At 70.1% G+C, this 17,944-nt stretch carries 16 protein-coding genes, 4 tRNA genes and 2 pseudogenes; 13 read left to right on the top strand and 9 right to left on the bottom strand.

Going from position 1 to position 17,944, the window contains the following annotated elements:
* Positions 1–324: 324 nt before the first annotated feature.
* Positions 325–600, bottom strand: a complete 276-nt coding sequence (locus OO71_RS31465; RefSeq protein WP_033293605.1) for a YggT family protein — start codon at positions 598–600, stop codon at positions 325–327.
* 117 nt (positions 601–717) lie between these two features.
* On the opposite strand from OO71_RS31465, the pseudogene OO71_RS31460 reads away from it, so the two are divergent.
* The 4 genes and pseudogenes from OO71_RS31460 to crcB (OO71_RS31445) form a co-directional block, all read left to right on the top strand.
* Positions 718–2,424: pseudogene (locus OO71_RS31460) on the top strand (IlvD/Edd family dehydratase); the annotation flags it as partial.
* A gap of 101 nt (positions 2,425–2,525) precedes the next feature.
* Entirely contained in the window at positions 2,526–2,810 is a 285-nt protein-coding gene (locus OO71_RS31455; protein ID WP_033293577.1) for an isoamylase early set domain-containing protein, read from the top strand.
* Positions 2,811–3,323: 513 nt separating this feature from the next.
* Positions 3,324–3,716, top strand: coding sequence for a fluoride efflux transporter CrcB (gene crcB / locus OO71_RS31450; RefSeq protein WP_342669962.1), 393 nt, complete (start codon positions 3,324–3,326; stop codon positions 3,714–3,716).
* Positions 3,716–4,084, top strand: coding sequence for a fluoride efflux transporter CrcB (gene crcB, locus OO71_RS31445; protein WP_033293575.1), 369 nt, complete (start codon positions 3,716–3,718; stop codon positions 4,082–4,084). The genes crcB (OO71_RS31450) and crcB (OO71_RS31445) overlap by 1 nt, the downstream gene beginning before the upstream one ends.
* Positions 4,085–4,094: 10 nt before the next feature.
* Here crcB (OO71_RS31445) and OO71_RS31440 read toward each other — a convergent pair whose 3' ends face one another.
* Both OO71_RS31440 and OO71_RS49355 read right to left on the bottom strand, forming a co-directional pair.
* Positions 4,095–5,324, bottom strand: coding sequence for an alpha/beta fold hydrolase (locus tag OO71_RS31440; protein ID WP_033293604.1), 1,230 nt, complete (start codon positions 5,322–5,324; stop codon positions 4,095–4,097).
* Positions 5,325–5,399: 75 nt separating this feature from the next.
* Positions 5,400–5,606: a hypothetical protein gene (locus OO71_RS49355; RefSeq protein ID WP_084145403.1), complete on the bottom strand. Its 207-nt coding sequence runs from the start codon at positions 5,604–5,606 to the stop codon at positions 5,400–5,402.
* A gap of 120 nt (positions 5,607–5,726) precedes the next feature.
* Here OO71_RS49355 and OO71_RS31435 point away from each other — a divergent pair, with 120 nt between their 5' ends.
* The gene (locus OO71_RS31435) at positions 5,727–6,038 is read left to right on the top strand and encodes a hypothetical protein (protein WP_033293574.1); all 312 of its coding nucleotides are present in this window, start codon (positions 5,727–5,729) and stop codon (positions 6,036–6,038) included.
* An 84-nt stretch (positions 6,039–6,122) separates the two neighbouring features.
* Here OO71_RS31435 and OO71_RS31430 read toward each other — a convergent pair whose 3' ends face one another.
* Entirely contained in the window at positions 6,123–6,731 is a 609-nt protein-coding gene (locus OO71_RS31430; RefSeq protein ID WP_033293603.1) for an RraA family protein, read from the bottom strand.
* Between the two features lie 66 nt (positions 6,732–6,797).
* Between OO71_RS31430 and OO71_RS31425 the strand changes: the two genes are divergently transcribed.
* Positions 6,798–7,298 carry a methylated-DNA--[protein]-cysteine S-methyltransferase gene (locus tag OO71_RS31425; protein ID WP_033293573.1) on the top strand — a complete coding sequence of 167 codons (501 nt, stop codon included), beginning with the start codon at positions 6,798–6,800 and terminating at the stop codon, positions 7,296–7,298.
* 1 nt (position 7,299) lies between these two features.
* Here OO71_RS31425 and OO71_RS31420 read toward each other — a convergent pair whose 3' ends face one another.
* Entirely contained in the window at positions 7,300–8,097 is a 798-nt protein-coding gene (locus OO71_RS31420; RefSeq protein WP_033293572.1) for a siderophore-interacting protein, read from the bottom strand.
* Between the two features lie 1,134 nt (positions 8,098–9,231).
* On the opposite strand from OO71_RS31420, the gene OO71_RS31415 reads away from it, so the two are divergent.
* The 4 genes from OO71_RS31415 (at position 9,232) to fgd (ending at position 13,703) form a co-directional block, all read left to right on the top strand.
* Positions 9,232–10,524 (top strand): hypothetical protein, encoded by a 1,293-nt coding sequence (locus OO71_RS31415; protein ID WP_033293571.1) that lies wholly within the window; start codon positions 9,232–9,234, stop codon positions 10,522–10,524.
* Between the two features lie 110 nt (positions 10,525–10,634).
* Positions 10,635–11,000, top strand: a complete 366-nt coding sequence (locus OO71_RS31410; RefSeq protein ID WP_156096631.1) for a YciI family protein — start codon at positions 10,635–10,637, stop codon at positions 10,998–11,000.
* 144 nt (positions 11,001–11,144) lie between these two features.
* Positions 11,145–12,602, top strand: coding sequence for a glycoside hydrolase family 76 protein (locus OO71_RS31405; protein WP_211260650.1), 1,458 nt, complete (start codon positions 11,145–11,147; stop codon positions 12,600–12,602).
* Between the two features lie 96 nt (positions 12,603–12,698).
* Positions 12,699–13,703, top strand: coding sequence for a glucose-6-phosphate dehydrogenase (coenzyme-F420) (gene fgd, locus OO71_RS31400; protein WP_033293570.1), 1,005 nt, complete (start codon positions 12,699–12,701; stop codon positions 13,701–13,703).
* 97 nt (positions 13,704–13,800) lie between these two features.
* Here the strand turns inward: fgd and OO71_RS31395 are convergent.
* From OO71_RS31395 to OO71_RS31380, 4 genes are all read right to left on the bottom strand, one after another.
* Positions 13,801–13,875 (bottom strand) — tRNA-Val (locus OO71_RS31395).
* A 1-nt stretch (position 13,876) separates the two neighbouring features.
* Positions 13,877–13,947: transfer RNA gene (locus tag OO71_RS31390), tRNA-Cys, on the bottom strand.
* A gap of 22 nt (positions 13,948–13,969) precedes the next feature.
* Positions 13,970–14,042, bottom strand: a tRNA-Gly gene (locus OO71_RS31385).
* Positions 14,043–14,172: 130 nt separating this feature from the next.
* On the bottom strand, positions 14,173–14,598 hold the full coding sequence (locus tag OO71_RS31380) for an SsgA family sporulation/cell division regulator (protein ID WP_033293569.1): 426 nt from the start codon (positions 14,596–14,598) through the stop codon (positions 14,173–14,175).
* A gap of 388 nt (positions 14,599–14,986) precedes the next feature.
* On the opposite strand from OO71_RS31380, the gene OO71_RS31375 reads away from it, so the two are divergent.
* The 3 genes and pseudogenes from OO71_RS31375 (at position 14,987) to OO71_RS53410 (ending at position 16,327) form a co-directional block, all read left to right on the top strand.
* Positions 14,987–15,058, top strand: a tRNA-Val gene (locus OO71_RS31375).
* A gap of 577 nt (positions 15,059–15,635) precedes the next feature.
* Positions 15,636–16,046 (top strand): annotated as a pseudogene (locus OO71_RS31365) (alpha/beta hydrolase family protein); the annotation flags it as partial.
* A 35-nt stretch (positions 16,047–16,081) separates the two neighbouring features.
* Positions 16,082–16,327: an alpha/beta hydrolase family protein gene (locus OO71_RS53410; protein WP_162186130.1), complete on the top strand. Its 246-nt coding sequence runs from the start codon at positions 16,082–16,084 to the stop codon at positions 16,325–16,327.
* The last annotated feature ends 1,617 nt before the right edge of the window (positions 16,328–17,944 follow it).

Below are 17,944 nucleotides of genomic sequence, written 5' to 3'. Positions count from 1 at the left end.
GGGAGATCCGCGATGACATCCATGAAGCCTTCCTCAGCATCGCCTGCAGCATCATCTGTTGGCGCAGACTCAAGAAATACTCAATCTGTTAGGACCTCTAAAGGGAAACACCGCCCCGCAACCGCCACCTCACGCCAGCAGGCTGCCGGAAAACACCACCCCGCAACCGCCACCTCACGCCAGCGGGCTGCCGCGAAACACCGCCCCGCAACCGCCGTCGCGCGTCAAAAGACCGCCGAGCAACCACCGCCTCCACAACAGCCGCCCCACTCGCGAACCGCACGAGAACCCGGCCCACCTCCACCCGAAACAGCACCCAGCCCCTCACAGTGCAAACGCGATCGACCGCACCACGACCGCCGCGAAGAACACCACCGTGAACGCCAGGTCGATCGACACTCCGCCCGCCCGTACGGGCCGCAGCACTCGTCGTACCGGGGCGATCACCGGTTCCGTCGCGCGGTGGCTGATGCGGCGGGCCTGGCCGAGCCAGGCGGGCCCGGTGGTGACCAGGCGCGTCCAGTCCAGCACCATCCGCACCACCAGCACCAGGATGAACACGGTCAGCACATACCCGAGCAGGGTCCCGATCAGGCTCATCACCAACACCTCACGTCTCCGGGAACCGTCTTTCCCTGCCAACGCCCGGCGCACCCGCGAAGTGTCCGGTTCGCCGAATTCTCAGCCGATTGCCAGGTCCGGGACGATCCGGTATCGAGGACCCATGCAGCGTGGTTCGGCGCGTCGGGCCGGGCGGGGATGATCCACCGGTCCTGGATGCGGTCGCAGGGCTTCGGCCCGGAGGTCTTCGACGGGCGCCCGGTGATCGGGATCGCCACGAGCGCCTCCGAGCTCGCGCCGTGCAACGTGCACCTCGACCGCGTCGCCGAGGCGGTCAAACGCGGCGTCTGGCAGGCCGGCGGGCTCCCGCTCGCCTTCCCCACCATGGCGACCGGCGAAACTCTCATGCGCCCTACCGCGATGCTCTACCGCAACCTCATGGCGATGGAGGTCGAGGAGCTCATCCGCGCCAACCCGCTCGACGGCGTCGTGCTGCTCTCCGGCTGCGACAAGACCACCCCGGCGATGCTGATGGGTGCCGCGAGCGTCGACCTGCCTGCGGTGATGGTCACCGGCGGCCCGATGCTGAACGGCAAGTTCCGCGGCGGCGACGTCGGATCGGGTACGCACGTCTGGAAGTTCGAGGAGGACCTCAAAGCCGGCCGGATGACGGAGGAGGAGTGCTTCTTCGCCGAAGGCTGCATGGCCAGGTCGAACGGCCACTGCATGACCATGGGCACTGCGTCCACGATGGCTTGTCTCGCCGAAGCGCTCGGGATGCAGCTGCCCGGTTCGGCGACCTGGCCCGCGGTCGACGCGCGGCGGTTCGAAACGGCGCAGGCGGCGGGCCGCCGCATTGTCGCCATGGTGGGGGAGGACCTCCGCCCGTCAGCCGTTCTCACCCGCGCGGCCTTCGAGAACGCCATCTGTGTCAACGCGGCGATCGGCGGGTCCACCAACGCGATCGTGCACCTTCTCGCGCTGGCGGGCCGCGTCGGCGTCCCGCTCACCATGGCTGACTTCGACGAGCTCACCCGCGTCGTGCCCACGCTGGTCAACCTGATGCCGTCGGGCCGTTTCCTGATGGAGGATTTCTGTTACGCCGGCGGCATTCCTGTGGTCCTGCGCCGCCTCGCCGACGCCGGTCTTCTGCACGCCGACGCCCGCACGGTCACCGGTAAAACGATCGCCGACGAACCCGCGGAATGCTGGAACGACGAGGTCATCACGCCGGTCGACGCGCCCTTCCAGCCGCCGGGCACCGGAACCGCCGTGCTCACCGGCAATCTCGCCCCGGACGGCGCGGTGCTCAAGCAGTCGGCCGCGTCGCCGGAGCTACTCACGCATACCGGTCGCGCGCTGGTCTTCGACACCGCCGAGGAGTACCACCGCGTCGCCGACGACCCGGACCTGCCCGTCACGCGCGACACCGTCCTGGTCATCCGCGGCGCCGGTCCGAAGGGTTACCCGGGAATGCCGGAGGTGGCGAACGTCCCGGTCCCGAAGAAGCTCCTCGACCAGGGCATCACCGACGTCGTGCGCATTTGCGACGGCCGGATGTCCGGTACCGGTTACGGCACCGTGGTGCTCCACGTCAGCCCCGAATCGGCGGTCGGCGGGCCGCTCGCGCTCGTCCGCAGCGGGGACCGGATCACGCTCGACACTCCGGACCGGTCGCTGACCCTCCACGTGTCCGACGCCGAACTCGCCACCCGCCGCGCCGAGTGGACCGCGCCGGAAAGCCCGTACCGCAGCGGATACACCTGGCTCTACCGCGAGCACGTCACCCAGGCCCATCTCGGCGCCGATTTCGACTTCCTCCACGGCTCCCGCGGCTCCGCCGTCCCGCGCGACTCGCACTGACGGCATTTCACCCGGACGCGGCATCCGTCACGGCAGGGCGTCCGGCGGTCGTCATGGAACGATTCAGAAGACCGATCGGCCGGAGCAGGAAGGGAACCCGCGTGATCAAGACCAGCCGAGGCAGCGGATCCGGGGTACGGCGCGTGACGTTCGTGCTGCCGGTGGACACCCCGCCCGGCGCGGTGAGCGTGGTCGGTGACTTCAACGACTGGCAGCCCGGCCGCCACGAACTGCGCAAACGCTCGAACGGCACGCGCTCCGCGGCGATCGAGGTCCCGCCGGGTGCGCAGCTGCGCTTCCGCTACCTCGCCGACGGCGGCCGCTGGCTCGACGACCCGGACGCCCCCGCCCGCGACGGCCGGGACTGCCTGTACGTCGCCGACTGAGCCACCCCGAAGTCCGTGAAGGGAACCATGAGGGAATCAGATTCCGTGATGGTTCCCTTCACGGAACTTGGTCCGGCAGCCCAAGGTGACGGTTGCTGCCTTGGGGCAGGTCTCCAGTATCACCGGCCCGTGGCCCCACGCGAGGGAACGGGGACTGACCAGCGCCAACGCTGACCGCGGAGCCAGAGCCAGCCGACCATGGCCAGCAGCGCGGCCACACCTCAGCCCACCCGAGGCGGTACCCCACGGTTAAGCCCCAAGGTTCCCTTCACGGACCTGTGCCGAACAAGGCGCGGAAGTGATCCGGTAGGCTCGCGAAGGAAGCGCGGCGGTGGGGCTCGCCGCTCCGGGACGATCCCGGACAACCGCGGCCGAGGCCGCCAACAGTCCCTACTCGAACGGCGACCCATGTCCGTGGAGTAGGAGAAGACTGTGCCCGAAGAACCTCTCGACCCCGATGTCGACCTCCGCGATCCCGCGCAGCAGCGCGAACTCGTCCGTCACCACGTGTCGGTGCTCGGCAGCATTGCGCTCGGCGGTGGCCTCGGCGCGCTCGCTCGCTACGGTCTCGCCCAGGCTCTGCCCACCGCGCCCGGCGGCTTTCCCTGGGCGACGTTCTGGACCAACGTCGCGGGCTGTTTCCTCATCGGCGTGCTGATGGTGCTGGTCACCGAAGCATGGCCGGCGCACCGGCTGGTCCGGCCGTTCCTCGGGGTCGGCGTGCTCGGCGGGTTCACCACGTTTTCCACCTATGCGGTCGAAACGCGCGACCTGCTGAGCCCCGGCACGGTGCCACTCGCCTTCGCCTACCTCGGCGGCACGCTGGCCGCCGCGCTGGTCGCGGTCCTCCTCGGACACGCGATCACGCGGAAGCTGGTGCTCCGGCCGCTGAAGGTGGCTGCCTGATGACCGTGCTGCTCGTCTTCCTGGGCGCCGCGGTCGGCGCGCCGATGCGGTACCTCACCGACCGGGCCGTCCAGTCCCGGCACCAGACGCTGTTCCCGTGGGGCACCTTCACCGTCAACCTGGCCGGCTGCCTGCTGCTGGGTGGTCTCGCCGGAGCCGGAACCGCCCTGCCAGCCGCGGTTTACAGCCTGGTCGGCACCGGGTTCTGCGGCGCACTCACCACGTACAGCACGTTCAGCTACGAAACCATCCGCCTGGTCGAACGCCGGTCCTACTTCGCCGCGGCGGCGAACGTCGTCGTGAGCATTGCGGCCGGAGTCGGCAGCGCCGTGTTCGCGTACGAGGCGGTGCACGCCCTGGTCGCGTGACGCGGCGACCTCAGGCCCGCCCGCGGACCAGGTCGACCAACCGGCCGAGCACGTGCTCGCCCGCGGCGCGGAGGCCGTTGTGCTCGTATTCGTTGGTGATCCACGGTTGCAGCGTCGGGATGAGCCGCGCGGTCTCCTCGGAAAACACGCGCTCGACGTACATGTCTTCAGCGTAGATGGCGGCTGCGGCGGGGACTGTGCACTTGCGCAGGACGTCCGCGTCGTACAGCCGGGGCCATTCGTGCTGGGCGAGCAGCTCGGCGGTCTCCTTCATCGGCTGCAGTCCGCGGACGTCGTCGAAGAGCCACGGGAACACGTGCTCGCCGGTGAAAAGCGTGGGGTCGGCACGGAATTCGTCCGGCAGCACGCGTTCGGCGGACCAGCGGGTGGCCACCCCGTCGGCGTACGACGATTCGTGGACCACCGAGTACAGCGGATTGCGCGCGGTGAACGGGAGCGCGGCGGCGACATCGTGCGCGAAGACCGGCGAGCGTGGGTCGCGTTCGAGCAGGTAGTGCAGCGTTTCCTGGCCCCCGCTCGCGCCGAAGAGGTAACCGAGCTGGCGGAACAGCCGCGCGGTGAGCGGACTGCCGTCGGGCAGCGTGACGGCTCCGTCGTCGAGGAGCGGCAAGAGCGCCTCGATGCGGCCACGGTCGTCGGGATAGCGGAGGTAGTACCGGCGGTTGCGCTCGAGGAGGTTGGCGAATGTGGCGGCGTAGACCTCGTCGGGATGCCGCGTGAGGGGTGGCAATCCGCCGGTGAAGAAGGCTTCGGCCAGGCCGTCCGGCGCTTGGGAGAGGTACGCGAGGGTGCAGAACCCGCCGAACGACTGGCCGAGCACACTCCACCGCTCGACACCCAGCTGCTGGCGGATCGTTTCGGCGTCCCGCACGATCGAATCGGCACGGAAATGGGTGAGGTACTCGGCCTGTTCTTGCGGCGTGCCGGTCAGGGTACCGACCGGCGTGGACCGTCCGGTACCGCGCTGGTCGAGCATGAGGACGCGGTAGTCGCGCAGCGCCCGCGGCAACCACGACGGGCTCCCGGCCGACGGCCGCGGCGCTTCGTGCCCGGGACCGCCTTGCAGGTAAACGAGAAACGGCCGGGCGAGCCCGTCCGGATCGGCGACCTCGCGCGCGAACACGGTGATCCGGCGCCCGTCCGGCCGGGAGTGGTCGAGGGGTACGGAGAACTCGTGGTCGGTGAGGACCAGGCCGGGAATGCGCACGGTGGTTGCCATGCCGCCGATCAAACCAGAGCTGCGCCGGGGCAGGCGAGTGAATTCCGGCTCGAACGTCCACAGTGGACGAACCGGTCACTCCGGCCGGATCGTCCACAACGGACGCACCCGGGGCATGCCGGTGGTGCTGCGCGCCGGACCGGGTTGCGGCTCCGGGGGTGGCGGGTCGTCGGGAAGCGGACGGTCCGGCCCGGGCGAGGGGACCACCGGATCGGGCTCCGCCGGGACGGGCGGAACCGGCTCTGGCGGGGCGGGTGGCGCGGTGAGGCGCTGGCGGGGCATCGGTGACTCCTTCCCGGACATCCGTTCCTGATCGGGCTACCGCGGATCGGCGGCGGTGAAACATCCTCCCGGCCACGCTAGGGTCGGAAGGGGAGCCGACGACCGGAAAGAGGCGAAACGATGAGCGCGGACAAACCCGGCGAGCAGGAACCGCTCGACGCGGAGATCGTGGAAAGCGGGGCGACCGGGGCCACACCGGTGACGCCCCCGGCCGGGCTGCCCGACCCGGACTACAGCGAGGGCGGCGTCCCGTCGTTCGACTTCGTGCGTGACCGGATCGAGCAGCGCTACACGACGTCCGTCGGCTCGCAGGAAGTGGCCGGGATCGGTGGCCCGGAGACCCTGGAGTCGCTGGACAAGAAGATCGCCGACCGCAAGGAAGCTGCGAAGGACAAACTGGCCGAGATCCGCCGCGCGATGGGGAAGGAGTAGCGGCCGTTCCGGTACCCCCGGGCTTCCCGGCTCCGGAAGCCTGGCGTGGGTGAGCTGCGCTCGGCCGGAGCTCCGCACCCCGGGTCAGCCCCGGAAGCCACCTGCGGCCAGTGCCGCATCCACCCGTGCCCGGTGGGCCGCCTCCCACTCGTCGAGGGTCTGCGCGTCCTCCTTCGCCAGCCGCGCCCGTGCGTCGGCCAGCACTTCACCGGCACGGGAGCCGGGCACGACGACCACCCCTTCCTCGTCCGCCACCACGACATCCCCGGCGGACACGGTCACCCCGCCACACCGCACCGGCTCACCGAGCGGCGTCACCGCGGCCTTCGCCCCGGGGATCGGGATCACCCCGCGCGCGAACACCGGGAAACGCATCTCACGGACTTCGGCCAGGTCGCGGATCACCCCGTCCAGCACGAAACCCGCGATCCCGCGCCGCTGGGCCACCGCGCAGACGTTGCCGCCGGCCAGCGCATAGCCGACGTCGCCCGACTCCACCACGATCACCGATCCCGCCGGCGCGCGGTGGATGGCCGCGTGCAGCATGAGGTGGTCGCCCGGCGGGCAGCGCACCGGGTACGCGGGCCCGGCGATCCGCGGTACCGGCGTCCACAGCGGGCGCACGCCGTGGTCGAGGACCTGGCTGCGGCCGAGCAGGTCGGCGAGAGTGGTGGTCGGGAGGTCGGCGTCCATGGACGGCGATGCTGTCACGCCCGGCGCGGCCGGATACCGTTCCGTGGCACCGATCACGGAGGACAGATGGCATTCCGGCACACCGTCGCCGCGTCGCCGATCGGCGACCTCACCCTCGTCGCCGACGGCAGCGCGCTCGTCGGCATCTACTTCGACGGGCACAGCCGGACCCCGCGGTTCCCCGACTTCGGCCCCCGCGCCGACGCCGCTTTCGCCGGCGCGATCCGCCAGCTCGGCGAGTACTTCACCGGGCAGCGGCGGACGTTCGACCTCGAGCTCGACCTGCGCGGCTCCGCGTTCGAACAGCGCGTATGGCAGCTGCTGACCCGCATCCCGTACGGCGAGACGCGTACCTACGGCGACCTTGCCGCCGAACTGGGCGATCCGGGCGCGGCGCAGGCCGTCGGAAACGCGAACGGCTGGAACCCGATCAGCATCGTCGTGCCGTGCCATCGGGTGGTCGGCAGTGGCGGCGGCTTGACCGGGTACGCGGGCGGGGTCGACCGGAAGCGGTTTCTGCTGCACCTGGAAGATCCACCGGCCGAGGATGCCGGACGGCTGTTCTGACTCACCCCAGCGACGCGCGCCCGTGTTTCCAGTAGCCCTGAAACGCGATCGCCTGCTTCGGCACGCCGCGCTCCCGCGTGAGGAACCGCCGCGTACCGGTGGCGAGACCGCTTTCGCCGGCGACCCAGGTGTAGCCGGGTGGCTCGGTGAGGTCGAGCTGGGCGAGGGTGTCGAGCGCGAGCCGCCCGGGGAGACGGTCGTCCTTGCGGACCAGCCAGTGGACATCGGCGCCGAGCGGTGCGTCGACGGCCCGGACGTCGTCCTGCGCGCCGACCTCGAGCAGCACGGTGGCGCGGAGATCGGCCGGTGACGAGTCGAGAATCGCCAGCGCAGCCGGGATTGCACTCTCGTCGGCCAGGAGAAGCTGCGTCGCACCGGGGTTCGGCAGGAACGTGATCCCCTCGTCGAGGATCCCGACCTCGTCACCCGGCTCGGCCCGCTGCGCGAACTGCGACGCGGGCCCGCCGTCGCCGTGGACAGCGAACTCGACGTCGACCTCGCCCGGCCGCCACGCGCGGATCGTGTAATTCCGCACCCACGGCCGGGTGGCCGGCCCCATCAGCATGTGCTGGGCGAGCCAGCGGCTCCCGGAGGCAGTCGGCAGCCGCAGCGCGCGCTGCCCTTCGCGGGGAAAGAACAAGCGGCACCACTGATCGAACCCGAGCGGGACGAACCCGGTGAGGTCCTCTCCGCCGACGGTGAGGGTCACGAAATGCGTGGACGTCCGCTCGGCCCGGAGAACGGTCGCGCGAAGCAACCGCCTGCTGTCGGGCGTGCGGCGCTGGGGAATGGTCGGCATGGTCTTCCCGTGGGGATTAGGTGAGGCTTACTTTAGCGACGCTAGCCGGTGGTGGGACGCGGCGGCAAGGCCGACTGTGGGTGGGACTGAGGGGTGGCGGTGTTGTTCCGCTCTGGTGCTGACGTTTCGCGCTGGCGTGCTCTGGTGGTGACGTTCGTGGGCATGCCGAGTGCGATGGTTCGTCTCGTTTCGAGCTCGGCCACGAGGTGGTCTGACCGCGAGGCAGGTCCGCCCGCGAGGCGGTCCGGCGGGAGACGGCCCGCTTGCGACGCCGTTCCGGTTGCGAGACGGGTCCGGCTGAGTCGCTCCGGTTGCGAGACGGTCCGACCTGCAGAGGTCTGGTTGCGATGCGGTCCGACCACGAGGTAGTCCGATCGGCGATGGTCCGGTCATGAGGCGGTCCGGCCGACGGCGGCCCGGCCACGAGCAGTCCGACCTGAAGCGGTCTGACCACGAGGCAGTCCGGCCTGAGGCGGTCTGACGGCGAGCCAGTCCGACCGGGGGCGGTCTGATTGCGGAGTGATCGGGTCGCGGGGCAGTCGAGTCGCGGAGGGACCGGGTCACGGTGGTCGAGTCGCGAGGTCGATGGGTTGCGGCGTGGGCGGTTCGAGGCGTTGGACAGCTGGCGGAGTGGATGGCTGTCGGAGTGGCTGCCGGCGGAGCGGACGGCTGGCGTGGACCGGCCGATTCGCGAAGTCCCGCTGACTCTCCGTATCACCCTTTTGGGTGACACTAGACTCCTCATCGTCACGGCCCACCATGACGCTCCGTGCAGTGCTCTGGATGAAGGTCCCCGTCATGATCGCCGGACAACCCGTCGCTCCGATTGTGCGGATGAACGTGCATATTCCCGAGCCAGTGCAGGTGCGCGCCCATATTCGCCCGACATTTCACGCTGGGGCGGGTGGCGGGGGAACCGGACAAAAGCGTCCGCGGAGGTGGTTGCGGGGAGTAGTGGACGGCGTCACTCGAACCGCTGGGCGACGGTGGAATACCGTTCACCGCGACACTGCCAGTACTACTGCGCGGTAACGCACGGTCTTCGCCAAGATGAGGCGCATCCGGGGCGGCCGAGGCCCCGCGGGCAGCGATCGGGCCGGTCTGCCGGCCGGAAGAGAGAGGGAAGACGACCTCGTGACGGTAGCTTCCTGCCTCGCGGACCAGTCGGACCAGGCCGCGCAGGCCGAACAGCCGAACGGGGCGGTCAGGCAAGCCCAGGCCGCCCCGGCGGGCCGCGCCGCCGGTCCGGCCCGCGCAGGCGAGCCCAGCGAGGAAGCCCTGCCCGGGCAAGCGAGCCCAGCGGTCCAGCCGAACGAGCCACACCGCCAGGACGGCTCCGGACCTGCGGATCCGGCAGACGAGACCGGCACCCCGAACGGGCCGAGCCACTCGGACGACGTCGGCTGCCCGCACCAGGGCCAGTCTCCGGGCAAGGCCACCTCCCCGAGCGACCCCAAGGCTTGGACCGACACCGAGCCCCCGACCGCACCGAACGAGCCGAACGCCCTGAACGAGCCGAACGCCCTGAACGAGCCGAACGCCCTGAACGAGCCGAACGCCCTCAACCCGCCGAGCGGCGGCAAGTCGAGCGAGGCCGACGTGCTCAAGGGCGCCGCCGTTCGCCGGGCCGGTCTGCCGAGCAGGCCTGACCTGCTCAAGGGGAAGGACCGACCGGGCGGGGCCGGTCCGCCGCGCGAGACCGACCGCCCCGTGGCTGCCGATCTGCCACACGGGCCGGATTGGTCCCGCCGGACTGATCTGCCCGAGGGTGCTGACCCATCGACTGGGGCCGGTCTGCTTGAGGGCGCCGATCTGCCCCGCGACACCGACCTGCCCAAGGCTGCCGCCTTGCCGACCGGGGCCGGTCAGCTTGAGCGCGCCGATCCGCCCTGTGGGACTGATCTGCCGATAGCCGCCGCCTTGCCGACCGGGCCCGGTCGGCCTAAGCGCGCCGATCTGCCCCGCGACACCGACCTGCCCAAGGCCGCCGACCTCCGTCACCGGGGCGAGCTGCCCAAGGAATCCTTTCCCGCAACCACCACACCCCCAGACCAGCCTCGACCCGGAAGCAACCACCGGGTCCGGGTCGTCGTCGATTGGGAGCCTGGGGTTCGGCCGCCGCGCAGGGTGGCTACGCGGGAGGAGATGATCGCCTCCGCGTCGCGGGTGCTTGCGCGGCGGCGGCGTGGTCGGCATCGGAAGCCGGACACTCGTGACTCCTGGGCCGAGCGTGCTGCGGATTTCGTCGTTGCCTGGGCGCCTGCGCTGCGGATGGCCGTACTGTTCGTCGCCGGGTCGGCGTTTCTCGCTGGGCTTGTGTTGATGGGCAGTCCGGTTGCCGGGGTGGCGGTGACGTCCGTGACGGTGGCTGCGGGCGTCGGGGCCTGTGCGGCGCGGCCGCGAAAGTCCCCCTCGCATCGGTGCTGAAGCAATGCGGCCGGATGTCGATGCCCGCCCGTTCCGTTCGACGAGGATGTGACGGCTGGCCGACGTGCCCGGGACCGAACCGGGCCCCAGCCCTGACCCGAGGAGCGGTCATGCGATTCCTGATGATGCACCGGCTCGACGAGAACGCACCCGGCGCCTGGAACCCGTCCCCCGAATTCATCGAGAAGATGGGCGCCTTCATCCAGGACTGGACCGAGCGCGGCATCCTGATCACCGCCGAGGGCGTCCACGACTCGTCGAAAGGCGCGATCGTCCGCAAGCCCCGCGGGGCGCGCCCCACCGCCACCGACGGGCCCTTCACCGAGGCCAAGGAGGTCATCGGCGGGTTCGCGCTCGTCAACGCCGACAACCGGGCCCAGGCGGTCGAATACGCGAGCCAGTACGCGGAGCTGTTCGACGAGATCGAGGTCGAGGTGCGGCAGGTCGTGGAGTTCGAGGATCTGGAGAACCGGTAACTCCGCCAGCCGGGCCGCGGGCACCCCCACGGCCCGGCTGTTGCGCCGTTCCGCTGCATTTTCCGGTCAGGTCTTTGTCATTCCGTTGACCAACGGCCGGGCAGGCGTGATCTTCATCGTGGGGCGGGGGCCGAGGAGGCAGCGATGCGGGTCATGCTCACGGTCGTGGCGACAACGATGTCGGCGCTCCTCGCCGCCGGTCCGCCGTCGGGGGAACCGACCACGCCGCACACGGCTGCCGACAACACCGTGGTGTGCAACAAATACTGCGACAACCGGGCCGCCGATCAAGCCACGGGCGACCGGATCGCGGTCACCACGCCGCTCGACGACCGCGTCCTCCAGCTCCACTTCGCCGACAACGATCCCATGGGCTGGGCCGCGATCGACCACGTGAAGCCGGGCGACAGTGTCTGGCTCGACCGGTCCTTCGACGCCGGTTCAAGCTGGACCGGCGGTTCCCAGCTCGGGCTCACCAAGGCGCCGTCGGGGATCGGCGCCTGGCGCACCCAGATGTACAACAACGACGACTGGAACAACCGCGGCGTCGGCGCCCTCCGCGCGTGTGGCAGTGCCGTCGACACCGGCCGGATCGCCTGTACCCCTTGGGCCCGCACCCGCTGGAACGCCGCGAACCGCGCGCAAGCTGCGGCCACCGCCATGATGGCGACTTACGACAACGGCACCGGATACTTCCGCAGCAGCAGCGGATGGGGGAGCGCCGTGTCGTTGTCGGGGGTGATCCGCGACGCCGTCGTCACCGGGATGGGCAGCTACGAGTACGCCATCGCGACGACCTACGACAAGAACGTCAACGCCGGCCGCGGCCAGTTCCGCAACGAGTTCTCCGACGACACCGGCTGGTGGGCCATGGCGTGGCTCGACGCCTACGACCGCACCGGCCAGCAGCGCTACCTCGACACCGCGAAAGCCGAAGCCGAGCACATGCAGACCTTCTGGACCGGCGACTGCGGCGGCGGCATCCGATGGCAGGAAGGCCAGCCGTACAAGGCATCCATCTCCAACAGCCTGTACCTCCAGGTCAACGCCACCCTCGCCGACCGCACCGGCAGCGCCACCTACCGCACACGGGCGCAGCAGGGCTGGGAATGGTTCCGCAGCAAGGGATTGATCGGTTCCGACGGCCTGGTGATCGACGGCGTCGACGGTTCCAGCTGCGCCGCGGTCGGCAAGCGCTACACCTACAACCAGGGTGTGCTCGTCTCCGCGCTCATCGCACTGTCGCGGGTGAACGGTGACCAGGGCCTGATCACCACGGCCCGCTCGATCGCCGACGCCACGACGCGCACCGGGTCCTATTTCACCGGCAGCGACGGCATCGTGGGGGATCCCGGCGAGAGCTCCAGCTGCACCGACGACGGCTCGTTCTTCAAGGCCGGGCTCGTCCGTGGCCTGTCCGAATTGGACGCCGCGGTGTCCGGCGCGCCCTACCGGGACTTCCTCGTCCGGCAGGCGGATTCGGCGTATGCCCGCTCCCGCAACGACTTCGACCAGTATTCGCGGTCGTGGTCCGGCGGCACCGGGAAGGGACCCGGGTGCCAGGCGGGCGGGCTGGCGCTGATGAACGCCACCCATCAGTGACCGCCGCCACGCCCGCGGCCGGGCGGAACGTCCCCGGGTACGGTGGGGACGCCACGGAATCCTGCGTGGCCTCGGTGCGGACGGGGAAGGGCGATTGTGGAGCTGAAGGTCGGGTACAAGGCGTCGGCGGAGCAGTTCGGGCCTCGCGAGCTGGTGGACTTCGCGGTGCGGGCCGAGGAGCTGGGGCTGGACTCGGTGTGGGTGTCGGATCACTTCCTGCCGTGGCGGGCACAGGGCGGGCATGCCCCGTGGGCGCTCGCGTGGATGCCCGCGGTGGCGGAGCGGACCAGCCGCGTGCTGATCGGGACCAGTGTGCTCACGCCGACGTTCCGGTACAACCCGGCGGTGATCGCGCAGGCGTTCGCCACGATGGCGCTGCTGTCGGGCGACCGGGTGATCCTCGGTGCGGGCACCGGGGAGGCGCTGAACGAGATCGCCGTGTCCGGGCGCGAATGGCCGGAGTTCAAGGAGCGGTTCGCGCGGCTGCGCGAGTCGATCCGGCTCATGCGCGAGCTGTGGACCAGCGACAACGTCGACTTCGACGGCGACTACTACCAGCTGGTGAACGCGAAGATCTACGACCGGCCGGAGCGTCCGGTGCCGGTGTACGTCGCCGCGGGCGGCCCGGTGGTGGCGAAGTACGCCGGCCGCGCGGGGGACGGGTTCATCTGCACCTCGGGCAAGGGCATGGATCTCTACACCGAAAAGCTCATGCCCGCGGTGGCCGAGGGCGCGGCCGCGGCGGAGCGGGACGTCGCCGGGATCGACCGGATGATCGAGATCAAGATGTCGTACGACCGGAATGCCGCGCAGGCGCTGGAGAACACGCGGTTCTGGGCGCCGCTTTCGCTGACTGCGGAGCAGAAGCACACCGTGTCGTCGGCGGAGGAGATGGAGCGGCTCGCCGACGAGCTGCCGATCGAGCAGGTCGCGAAGCGGTGGATCGTGGCGTCGGACCCGGACGAGGCGGTCGCGCAGATCAAGCCGTATCTCGACGCGGGCCTGAACCACCTGGTGTTCCACGGCCCCGGCCACGACCAGGAGCGGTATCTGACGCAGTTCGCGGAGGACGTGCTGCCGCGGCTGAAAGCCCTGGGCTGACGTTCGAGGAGTCCGGCCGGGACCCCAGCGGTTCCGGCCGGAGCGGTACGACAGCACGAAAAAACCCCGCCCGGCTGATCCGGAACGGGGGGAATGCTGGTGCGCGATACTGGGATTGAACCAGTGACCTCTTCCGTGTCAGGGAAGCGCTCTCCCGCTGAGCTAATCGCGCGAGGTGGAGACGGGATTCGAACCCGTGTACACGGCTTTGCAGGCCGTTGCCTCGCCTCTCGGCCACTCCACCGCTCGGGCTGGTGCGCCCTCCGAGCGGACGACGGGATTCGAACCCGCGACCCTCACCTTGGCAAGGTGATGCGCTACCAGCTGCGCTACGTCCGCACTGCCCATCGGCCGGAATCTGCGCCCCGGAACCCTGCGATTCCGGCTCGCACCCCGTCGCCGTGGTGTGGAAGAACCATATCGGACCGCCGCAACCGCCGTGGCACCGGGGTGTCCCGCCCGGCCGCGTTCAGGCGAGATCGTGGGGAATCAGGTGGGTGAGCGCGTCGTCGACGTCGACCCACAGGTGCTCGTTGCCGGGCAGGACGACGTCGTAGGTGCGGTCGAGGAAGTCGGCCAGCTCCTGCGCGGACGCCTCGAACATGGCGTGCCCGGACGGCGAGTTGAGCTCGATCAGCACCGATTCCGGGTCCTCGACCGACGGGCGGATGCGCACGTCGCCGTCACCGGCGTCGGCGAGCAGGCCGTCGGCGAGCAGGTCGCGCGCGTAGACCCATTCGACCCAGCCAGCGCGGCCGGTGCGGAAGGCGGCGACGACGGCATACGGGTCCCGGGTGTCGTAGCGCAGCTCCACCTTGACCGGAACCGCCGGGGTCCGCGGCGCCAGCAGGTCGAAGACCGCCGTCGAGCGGAGCGTCACGTGATCGTTGCGCATCGTCCTACCCTTCGTCTCCCTTCCCGGCCCGGACGACCGAGGACGACAGTGAGACGCACCGGGGTGCCGGTTCCGTCGCGAGTGCGCGCGAGATCACCCGTTCGAGTCCGGTTGCCCCGTGGTCCGTCCGGTTCGTCCCGTCCGTGCCGCGCAGCCTTCAGCGGGCGCCCGGTGGGGAGCCACCCGTACATACTGCGCGGTTCCGCCGCCGTGCGATAGCACCGTCGCACGGGTGTCGGAGCCGGGCGCACGCGCCCCATGGCCGGGACAGCCTGGGCTAGCTCGGGGTTGTTCGTTCCGTATCCGCTGGTAGACGCGCGGTAGTCGAGGGAAACCACCCGTTTGCAGGCGCCCGAAAGTCGTGCGGTAGAGTCGGTTCACCGCGAGCGGGCGATTAGCTCAGCGGGAGAGCGCTTCGTTCACACCGAAGAGGTCACTGGTTCGATCCCAGTATCGCCCACCCTGTGTTCGTGCTGGTAACCGGCCTGTCGAGAGTTCTCGGCAGGCCGCTGGTGTATTCGGGACCTGATCGGGCCCGCAGTCCATTCGGGACTCCCCGGCACAGCGCGATTCCGGTGGCTTCGCGCCTCCCGTGACCTTCGCCACAGAGGGTCGCCGATCGATGGGCCGGAAACGTTGCGCCCGACCCGCTCAATTCCCCTGTGCGGCAACGAGATCCGGGCCGGACGAGGGAGATCAGATGGCCACGAACATCCGGTCGACCGCCGACCGTACTGGGCGCTCCTCAAGCAGTATCATGCAGCTCGGCCCCGCCGACGACGATCTCGCCGCCGTGCTGCGGTATCTCCTCACCGTCGAAGTGCAGCGCCCGGAACCCCTGTGGCACGTCCACCTGACCGCCCCCGACCAGACCTGGGGTTGGTTCCGGCTGGTCGCCGAGGACGTGGTCGCGCCGCAGCCCGCAGCGGAGCGCTGGCGGCTCGTGGCGGAGTACACCGAGCGGATCCGTTCCGGGGTAAGGGTTCTCGCCGGGCAACGGGCTCGAGGCATCGTGCTGCCCCGTCCCGCGATCGCCGGTGAGGCTGTCGGGCTGGCGCGGCAGCCCGGTGGGCACCGTGGACGTCGCCGCCGAGACCGGCCAGCTCCGTCGCGCCGACCCGGTGGAGTTCCGGGTGCAGGCCGTCGACGAGGTCACCGACCTGCACGGCGTCCGCTGCCTGCCGCGCGATTTCGACCCGCAGCAGTCCTACCCGGTCGTCGGCTCCGGGTACGGCGGTCCGCAGACGATCACCGCCGCGGCGGAGGACTTCGGGGTGCTGGGGGTCCGCGACCGGGTCGCCGCGTTACGGGTACTGGCCGCTCGTCATCCCTGGCTGGACATCACGCGCACCGGCGCGATCGGCATCTCCTTCGGCGGCTACTACGCGGCTCGCTGCGACCTGGTCGCGCCGGAGCTGTACCGAGCGATCGGTGCCGCGGCCGGGCCGGACGACTTCCGGCTGGCGACGCCATCGACGCTGGTGTGGTCGCGCATGCCGAGCGTTTCGAGCCGGAACTGCTGCTTGTCCACGGCTTGCCGGACGTCAACGTCCTCCCGGCGGCGACGCTGCGCTTCTCGGACCGCCTCACGCGCGCCGGGAAACATCACGATCTGGTCCTGCTGCCGGATCAGGGCCACCAGCTGATGGGAGCGCCGGGAGAGTTCGCGCTCTCCGCAGCAGCACGGTTTTTCGTACGGCATCTGAGGGACCGCCGGGTGGCGGAGTGACATCCGGCGACCACGCCGAGGTTCGCCTGGGTGGGGGCATGGTTTAGTCCACTGTGGCGCGTGGGGTGCGTCGCCGGGCGTGGGGTTCCTCGCCCCCTGAAAAACACTCAGCGAACGGTTGCCTGTCGATGGGAGCGCTGCCACGAGCACGGGACGCTGCACTACCCGCGTTTCGCGCGGAGCGGCTGGCTGCCTCAGCGGTCCGTGTGCCGGTTTCCGGACGTCTCCGGGCACTTGGACAGTCCGGAGTGGACGTGGGCAGTCGTCGGCTCACCCGGGTGGGGGTTGGCGCAGGGAACTTCGGGACGGCGTGATCGCGTGAAGGAGCAACGTGTCCTTTGAAATGGTGATCGGCGCTGGGATCACTGCGTCGTCCCTCGGTTTCCGGGGGTGACCGATCTTCGGGCCGCCGCCGGGGGCGGATTGCCCGGCACGCGGAAGCGGTCGGCGGCGAGCCGGAAGGCACCGTCTCGTCCGGGGGTGGCCGGTGGGGCGGGGTGCCCTGCCGGGGACCCGGGCGCGACGTCGTAATCGACAAATTTGTGTCGCAAGTTGACTTTCCTGTCTCGTGTTTGGGCCTTGCGGCGAGGCCGGTGTGATCAACCGCACAGCGTGTTGGATCAATCGGCGCAGGTCACCCGATCGGGGGGTGGTTGGACGGTCACCGGTGGGCACAGGTCTGCGTGGGAGTGTGCTCCGATGATCGCCGTCCGCAGTGGTTGCGCCGGAGGGGTGAAGTGCGACGGAACGGTCGCCGCGTGACGTCGGAGCGATGACTGTCCCGCCGGGGCGGTGCGGCCGGGGTGCGTGTGGCGGCGGGTCCACAGTGGACCAGGCGGGCGGCGGATGTCCACAATGGACGATCTGAGAGCCGGTTGCGCCATTCGGGGTTCCGTTGCTCCGGCGGGGGACATTGGTGGAGTTTTGACTACAGTCCGTAGCTGTTAGTGGAAGACGAAATGTTACCCATCGTGACCACACTGTTATCTTCCCGGTGCTCATTGACGGGAAGGAGCCGCAGGGTGTGGCTGGAAATCTGTGTAACACCGCCTGGTGAGGCGCCGATACCTTGGCGAGTGTCACGCCTTGGGTGGCTGAAGTCGGACAGAAATGAAAATCACGGATAGTGATCATCTCTTCTGGCTCAGTGTGCCGGGGCGCAGTCAGGTCCGGGGAGCTTGGGCAGCGCGGGAGGTCTGATGGAAGAGCCGGTGCGGCCGTTGCCGACGGACGGTGCCGTGTTACCACGCACCGGTCTGCCGGCAATCCCCGCGGCGACGGGGACCCCGGCGGCCACCGGCGCGCAAAGCGGGGGAACCGGGGGAGTCCCAGCGGGCGGCGCATCGGAAACGGTGCGCCCGGCACCGGTCGAGGGCCGCGCGGCAGACGCCGCACAGGCGATCTTCGCCGACGCCCGGGGTGCAGCCAGCCAGACCGTGATGGCCGACGGGCGGGGCGCGGCAGTGCGGGCGGCCTTCGCCGAGTCCCGGAGTGGGGCCAGTGAAGCGACCACCGCTGACGGTATGACCGGCAGCCGGACCATCCCCGCGGTAGCCGCCGTCACCCTGACCGACGGGCGGGAAGCGCAAGCCGAGTCCCGCGGTGCGAAAGCCTCAA

Origin of the sequence: Amycolatopsis jejuensis, assembly GCF_000717335.1 — a bacterium.
Taxonomy (GTDB): Bacteria; Actinomycetota; Actinomycetes; order Mycobacteriales; family Pseudonocardiaceae; genus Amycolatopsis; species Amycolatopsis jejuensis.
This window is presented reverse-complemented; position numbering and strand designations above follow the sequence as displayed.